Here is a 6,723-nt window from a genome sequence, read left to right on the forward strand (position 1 = left end):
ACTGAAGATTCTCCAGATGCACACCGATTTCATAGAGTACAAGCCGATTCAGAAGGAGATAGCGGGCGCGGAGGAGATACGGCCCAAGCAGGTCAGGGAGGACGAGGTCGTAGTTTTGTTCACCACTGTCGAGACGGGGGACGACGCGCAGCTGGCCGCGAAGGCCGTGTCTGAGGCGAAGGAATTCCTCTCGAAGCTGGGGACGAAGCGACTGATGATCTACCCCTTCGCCCACCTGTCGCAGGATCTGGCGACGCCATCTGATGCCCTTCCCGTGCTTCTCGCGATGGAGGCCGAAGCGAAGAAGGCAGGACTCGAGGTGATGCGTGCCCCCTTCGGCTGGAACAAGGCACTCCAAGTGAAGGTAAAGGGCCACCCCCTCGCTGAGATGTCCAGGAGCTACTCGAACCTCGCAGTGGGAGCAGTCCCGAAGACGAAGCCGAGGCGCGAGATTTCAGAGAGCGAAGCAATGGCTCGCATAAAGAGGAGCGACTTCGGCAGCCTTCCGGAGACAGACCACAGGATAATAGGCGAGAGGCTGGACTTGTTCAGCTTCCAGGAGCCTTCGCCTGGGATGGTCTACTGGCACGACAAGGGGCTGAAGCTCCGCAACATACTCGAGGACTTCCTGCGAGCTGAGCTGGCCAAGAGAGGATACGTCGAAATCAGTAGCCCCGCACTTGCCAACACAGCGCTCTGGCGAGTAAGCGGTCACGCGGAACACTACAAAGACAACATGTTCCTGACCAAACTGGGAGAGGAGGAACTCGGCATGAAGCCGATGAACTGCCCCTCGACCTTCCTGGTTTACAAGTCGAGAAGATGGAGCTACCGAGACCTCCCTGTGAAGTACGCGACCTTCGACCCACTCTACAGGAACGAGTTGAGCGGTGTCGCGAGCGGGCTCTTCAGGGTGAAGGTGTTGAGTCAGGACGACGCCCACATTATCGCAACGGAGGACCAGGCCGAGAAGGAACTGGCTGACCTCCTCGACCTAATGGTGAAAGTGTACGGCGTCTTCAAGCTGGAGTACAAGGTCAAGGTATCGACAAGGCCGGACGAGTCGATGGGCAGCGACGAAGAGTGGGAGAGGGCCACGAACACGCTGATACGGGTTGTCAAGAAGATGGGGTTCCCTTACGAGGTCAAGGCGAAGGAGGGGAACTTCTATGCGCCCAAGATTGACGTGGACATCAAGGACTCTCTGGGTCGCGAGTGGCAGTGCGGTACCTTCCAGCTCGACCTCCAGATGCCGAAACGTTTCAAACTCACCTACACCGGGTCCGATGGGAAGGAGCACACACCCGTCGTCCTCCACAGGACGATCCTCGGCTCCCTAGAGAGGTTCATCGGGGTAATGCTGGAACACTACCAAGGCAGGCTGCCGATCTGGCTCTCTCCGGTCCAAGTGAAAGTGATACCGATCACCGACTCGAACGGTGAGTACGCGGGCCAGGTGCTGAAGAAGCTCGTCGACGCGGGCATCAGGGCGGAGGGCGACTTCGAGCCGGGCACGATGAATGCCAAGGTGAAGAAGGCGCAGCTGGAGAAGGTCCCCGAGATGGTCATTATCGGGGAGAAGGAGCAGAAGGCCGGGACCATCGCAATAAGGGACAGGGACGGGAAGCAGAGGTTCGGGATGACCGCGGAGCAGTTCGTGGAGGAACTGAGGGCCCGGGCCGCTAGATTCGAGTGACCTGTCTCAAACTCAAGGGCCGCGCGACTGCGCGTACACCAATGCCACGAGTTCGTTCATGAACCTCGCTGCAGCGACCGCGGTGGACCCGTTGTCGTAGGGAGGCGAGACTTCCATGATGTCGAATGCGACCAGCTTGGCCGGCCTTACCGCATAGAGATACTTCAAGAGGGTGAGCGAGGTGAGACCGCCTGCCTCGGGCGTCCCCGTGCCGGGCGCAAACGCAGGGTCGAGCCCGTCGATGTCGACGCTGACGTACACGTTCCTGAAACCAGAGAGAAACTTCGTGAATCGATTCAGAGCCTCTTCCGAATCGGCGTCCCCGGGCGAGATCACCAACCCGAACTTCTTGGAGAGCCCCCACTCCTCCTCCGTCGCTGCTCTGCCGCCGACGTGCGCCACAATCGAGGGCTCGCGGGTCTCCGTAATCCTTCGTAGGTAGCAGGCGTGAGACGACTTCGAGCCCTCCCATTCATCCCTCAGGTCGAAGTGCGCGTCGAAGACGACCAGGGCCGTGTCCTTCGGGGCATTCCTGAAGGAGCCGAAGGTGAGCGAGTGTTCTCCGCCGAGCATGCAGAACTTCGACCGCTCCTCGAACAACTCCTTCGTGACCTTGGATACAGTGCCGACCATCTCGGCAGCATCGTTCACCTTGGCCAGGTTCCCCACGTCCCTCAACGGCAGCCTCTCCACGTCCACGTCAAGGACTTTCGAGTACGCCTCGACGTTGAGGAAAGCCTCCCTGATGGCATTCGGACCGAACCTCGTTCCTGGCCTGAACGATGTCGTCCCGTCGTAAGGAACGCCGAACACAGTCAGTAGCGGGTTCTTCACGTCCCTCCCTCCGACGAGAGGATTAACCGAAGTGAACAGGTTCGTGTAGCTCAACGGCTCAAAGCGCGCTGCCGCGCGTATTAATGGGTTCGGGGGGCGAGACAGCAAGGCAGGTGTCGCTACGAAGACCAGAAGAAGTCCAGCGTAGTGGCGCCCATGATCTCGTCGAATGAGAAGTCGAGGGCGTCGAGTATCTGGTCGAACATCGAGTGCGCGTACTCGATGTACTTGTCGGTGTCCACGTCTTCAGGTTTCGCGAGCTGGACGGGCTTCACATAGGGTGGTGCCTTCGTCTTGACGAATGAGATTATGTCTCCACCCTTGATTTCGCGACCGCTCCTCTCGAGGAGCTGGGCTGCCTTCACGTGCTGCGGCGTGTTGTCGTTGTACCTCGCCGTCGGCTTGCTGATCATCACGTTGAACGCGAGCTGTTCGACGGGTATCTCCCTGTTCTTCAGCTTGTTCATGGTCGTGCCGAGGAGTTCCTTGATGCGGCTCCTGGCGGTCTCGAAGTCGGGTTGAGTCTTGACATCGCTCAGGATTCCGAGCGTGTCGTAGAAGAGCTTCTTGAGGAACTCCGGAGTCTGGGACTTGCGGCCAGTCAGACCCTTTACATCTGCAGTTCCATCCGGTAAGACGCCGAAGTAGTTCTTCTTGCGGCTGCTGAATGCAACGTATCTGTAAGTCTTGTCGAGATCCAGCTCGACGCCGAGTTCTGCCTCTGCCCACTTCGTCACCATGGAGATCTGGTCCTTCGTGATGTTCTGAAGGAAGAGGGAGTCGGTGTTCTTCAGCACAATATTCCCGCAGCTGTCGACAAATGTGTGGTTGCCTTCGACCGAAAGGTCGTACACGTACCCGTCATACTGCTCCTCCACGACGATTGGCCCCGTCCGCCTCTTGCTGTGTTTTGTCGCCGTTGCAAAGCAGTATGTCTGTTTGCTCGGCCTGTATCGGACTGTGTAGTTAATCCCCATCTGTTGCAAGAGCACGGACAGCCCGGAGGCGAGACTCAGTGACTTCGTCTCGTATCTGAAGTTCTTGCTTGAGTAAGCCGCAGTGTATCGTGGGCCGAAGATTTTGCTACCGTCTCCTTTTACGAGGTTATCCAAGAAGAGCCGCTTATACTCAGGTGGCACGTTGAAGATGAAGTCAGGTAGAGCCTTGCCGTAACTCTTCTGACCGCAAAACGCCTTGAAGAAGACTGCAGAGAGTTCGTTCATCATCTGCAGCTTGTGAGTCATGTCTCGATACTGTAGCGTCACAGTCTGACCGTGGGACCCAAGGTAGGTCAGGTGTCTTGGCTCTGGTTGCGAAGCGACTACGGAGGGATTCGCCCCGCTGAACAGAACCATGTAGTCTTCCCTCAGTCTCTCGAGCCACGCAGTGTCAGTGCAAGAGATAGACGCCCCGAGCCGAGACTTCGTAGTGTCTGGCGTGCTTGAGCTTCCTTCAGGCACATACGCCGCCAACAGCGCCACTAGCGCCCTGAATTCTGGGGTTCCGACCAGGATGAAGCGTCTCACCTTGATGGGGTTCTTCCTCGTCGTCCAGCTATACCATACCCACGAGTCATCGCATTGAGCGTGCATGACTTTCTGCCTGCCCTTGTACGTCACTCGATAAGTCTGAGACTTTAGAACGTCGTAGACATCCACAGCAAGCAATTCGTTGGGTGCTGGAATCCTGTACGCCCGCACAAGATGCCTCCCCGAGAGTTGCGTGGGAGGGGCAAGGACAAGCGATCCATTCTCATCAGCGATCAATGAGTGGTCTTCGGTTACGCGGGTGCAACCCCATCTCTCCCAGACACGAAAGATTTTCTTCCCGCTCCGGTGCCGGATTACTTTCTTCACCGGTTTGAAATTGACAGACCCGTTCGCCGTGTCCATGCTCAACGCACTCCAACCTTCGGGGTACGCTTCTTCCTTCCCGTCCGGGGTGGTGATGGATTCCCCTGCGACGCTGAAGAAGCGTTCGATTGGCATGACCCTTATGTGACCAGATGGGCTCAAGAGCGTGACGTTTCGCTCGCCTGTTACGCTGTCGCCGTAGAGGACGTTAATGCCGGACTCGGTACACTTCTGTATCGTCTTGGTTATGGCTTCTCGGCCGAAGGCAGCGGTCGCCTCAGCGACTGGCAGGCAATAGAAGGCGAACGTCTCGAACCCCATTACGCCGTAGGCGGCGTTGAGGATGACCTTGAGGCCCTGGGTCACGACGCTGTAGAGCTCCCTGTCCTCCTTGCTCAGCGTCTGGTCCCTGGTCAAGGGTTTGTAGTGGCTGACGCGAAGGTCCCTCAGGGAGCCGGTCACTAGGCTCGTGATGCCCTTCCTCCTTTTGCAGACCCAGGTGCTTGTGTCAGGGACGACGTTACTCCTGCACTCCTCATGGGGGCAATTGACCGTCTCGTACGAGAGGTTGTGGACCTTGATCAGGCTCGGGTAGAGCGATGCGAAGTCGAGCACAGAGACGTCGAAGAAGACGCCCTGCTTCGGCTCGATTACGAGGCCCCCCTTGTACTTTTTGCCCTTGATTATGGCCTGCGAGGACGCGCCGCCCTTCTCTAGGAGTTCATCGCTCCTCGGTATGAGCGCGTTAATCTTCCTGTGCTCGTAAAACAGCATGCTCCTAATCCAGTTGGAGACTCCGAGTCGGCCCACGTCGTTCATCGGCATCTTGGCTATCCTCGCTATCACAAGGAGAAGCTTCATCACAACGGATCCTCCCATCGTTGCCAGCTCGTACGTAAGCTGCGAGTCGTTGAGACAGTACTTGGCCAGCTCTTCAAGCGGCAGTTCGCCAATCTCCCCTTCGAATTCCAGCTTTGACTTTCCGATGAGGGCCTCGGATATGCCGTTGAGCGTATGCTCAGTGTATTTGTTGCTGAACGCATAGACTTGGATGGACCGGTTCTTGAAGAAGTTGTAGAGGTCGATGTGTATCCCGTGCTTTACGGACGATTCGACTCGCTGCAGCTCGATCGGGTTCTCGGACTCGCCTATCTTCAGGTTGTCGGCGCGGTGCTTGAGGTATCGCAGGTCGAAGTTGTCACCGTTGAAAGTGATGATCACTGGATAGTCCATCATCTTGTCGAACGCTGCCCTGAGCATCTCAGCCTCGTCGTCGAAGATGACGAGCGAGTAAGGGAGCGCCGACGCATTCGCAACGCCGCCTCCTGCCCTCCTCAGCGCGTACACCGTCCGCTCCGTGTCCCCGAAGAATGACACTGCGATGACAGGGAGGGTCGACTTCTCTGGGTCCGGCAGGCGGCCCTCCTCGTTGGCTACCTCAATGTCGAGCGCGACTCGCTTGAAGTCGGTCAGGGGCTGCCCGAGGAGCTCGGCCCACTCCTTGAGGAATGGAACGAACTCTGGGGCGTCCTTCTTGGAAACCTCCTCGAGGGACCGCATTACCCTCTCCGGCACCTCCTTCTTCAGGGCCTTCACCTCGCCTTTCGAGATTGTGTAGAAGGTGCCCATCTTCAGACCCCTGTCGTAGGCGTAGTTCTCGTAGTACTTGATGTCGGCCTCCCATGCGGTAATCTTGTCCCGTATCGAGTCGTTCCCCCCGCCTATCGCGAGCGGGTCCGTAGTCACAATCTTCCTCACAATCACCTTACTGTCGGCGAGGAGGTCGAGCTTCTCTTCATCTACAATCTGAATGACGTCCTTCCTCGACTTGATCTCCGCGAGGTCCTCGGCCGGGAGCTTCGTGTAGCAGTTGTGCACCACAACGTTATTCACCAGATATGTGTTGTCGCTCGTTTGAATGTTGTACACAGTGCCGCTGAATTTGACAGTCTCTACTCTTCTGATAGGAACGTAAAAGAATTCTCCAATTCTCTTTGCGTGCGTAAACTTTGGTCGCTTGACGAATCTTACGGTGTAAGCCTCTTTTTGACGCACTTTCCGTCCTTCTATTGAGTAATTGCTTGGAGCATGTTGCAATGTGATGTGAGCGAATATCCCCAATCGTGCGTATGCCTGTTGAAGCTGGAAGACGAGTAGTTTGGATACCGACGTCATTTCTTGGACCTCATTTCTCGCCTTCGTATTTCTTGTAAACCCAGTTGAGCCGTCTCCCGCGGTGTAACCCTCTAAGAAAGATCTCAGCACCTTCATATTTGAGTGGAACAAGATGAAATCGGGTATCTTCTTGTTCCTCGCCCCATGGCCACACCATTCGTCCAT

General features: G+C 56.8%; 3 protein-coding genes. 1 reads left to right on the forward strand and 2 read right to left on the reverse strand.

Annotation, left to right across the window (positions count from 1 at the left end; genetic code table 11):
* Window positions 1-16 precede the first annotated feature (16 nt).
* Window positions 17-1,696, forward strand: coding sequence for a threonine--tRNA ligase (thrS, locus tag LYZ69_09280; GenBank protein MDV3278636.1), 1,680 nt, complete (start codon window positions 17-19; stop codon window positions 1,694-1,696).
* Between the two features lie 12 nt (window positions 1,697-1,708).
* On the opposite strand, the gene speB is transcribed toward thrS, so the two are convergent.
* Window positions 1,709-2,584, reverse strand: a complete 876-nt coding sequence (gene speB, locus LYZ69_09285) for an agmatinase (protein ID MDV3278637.1) — start codon at window positions 2,582-2,584, stop codon at window positions 1,709-1,711.
* 65 nt (window positions 2,585-2,649) lie between these two features.
* Complete coding sequence (locus LYZ69_09290) at window positions 2,650-6,438, reverse strand: ribonuclease H-like domain-containing protein (protein MDV3278638.1); 3,789 nt, start codon at window positions 6,436-6,438, stop codon at window positions 2,650-2,652.
* Between the last annotated feature and the right edge of the window lie 285 nt (window positions 6,439-6,723).

It is taken from the genome of Nitrososphaerales archaeon, assembly GCA_032906765.1.
Lineage (GTDB): Archaea > Thermoproteota > Nitrososphaeria > Nitrososphaerales > Gagatemarchaeaceae > DASPPF01.

Coding starts and splice junctions, on each gene's coding strand:
- thrS (MDV3278636.1), top strand. CDS start 17: ATGCACACCGATTTCATAGAGTACAAGCCGATTCAGAAGGAGATAGCG.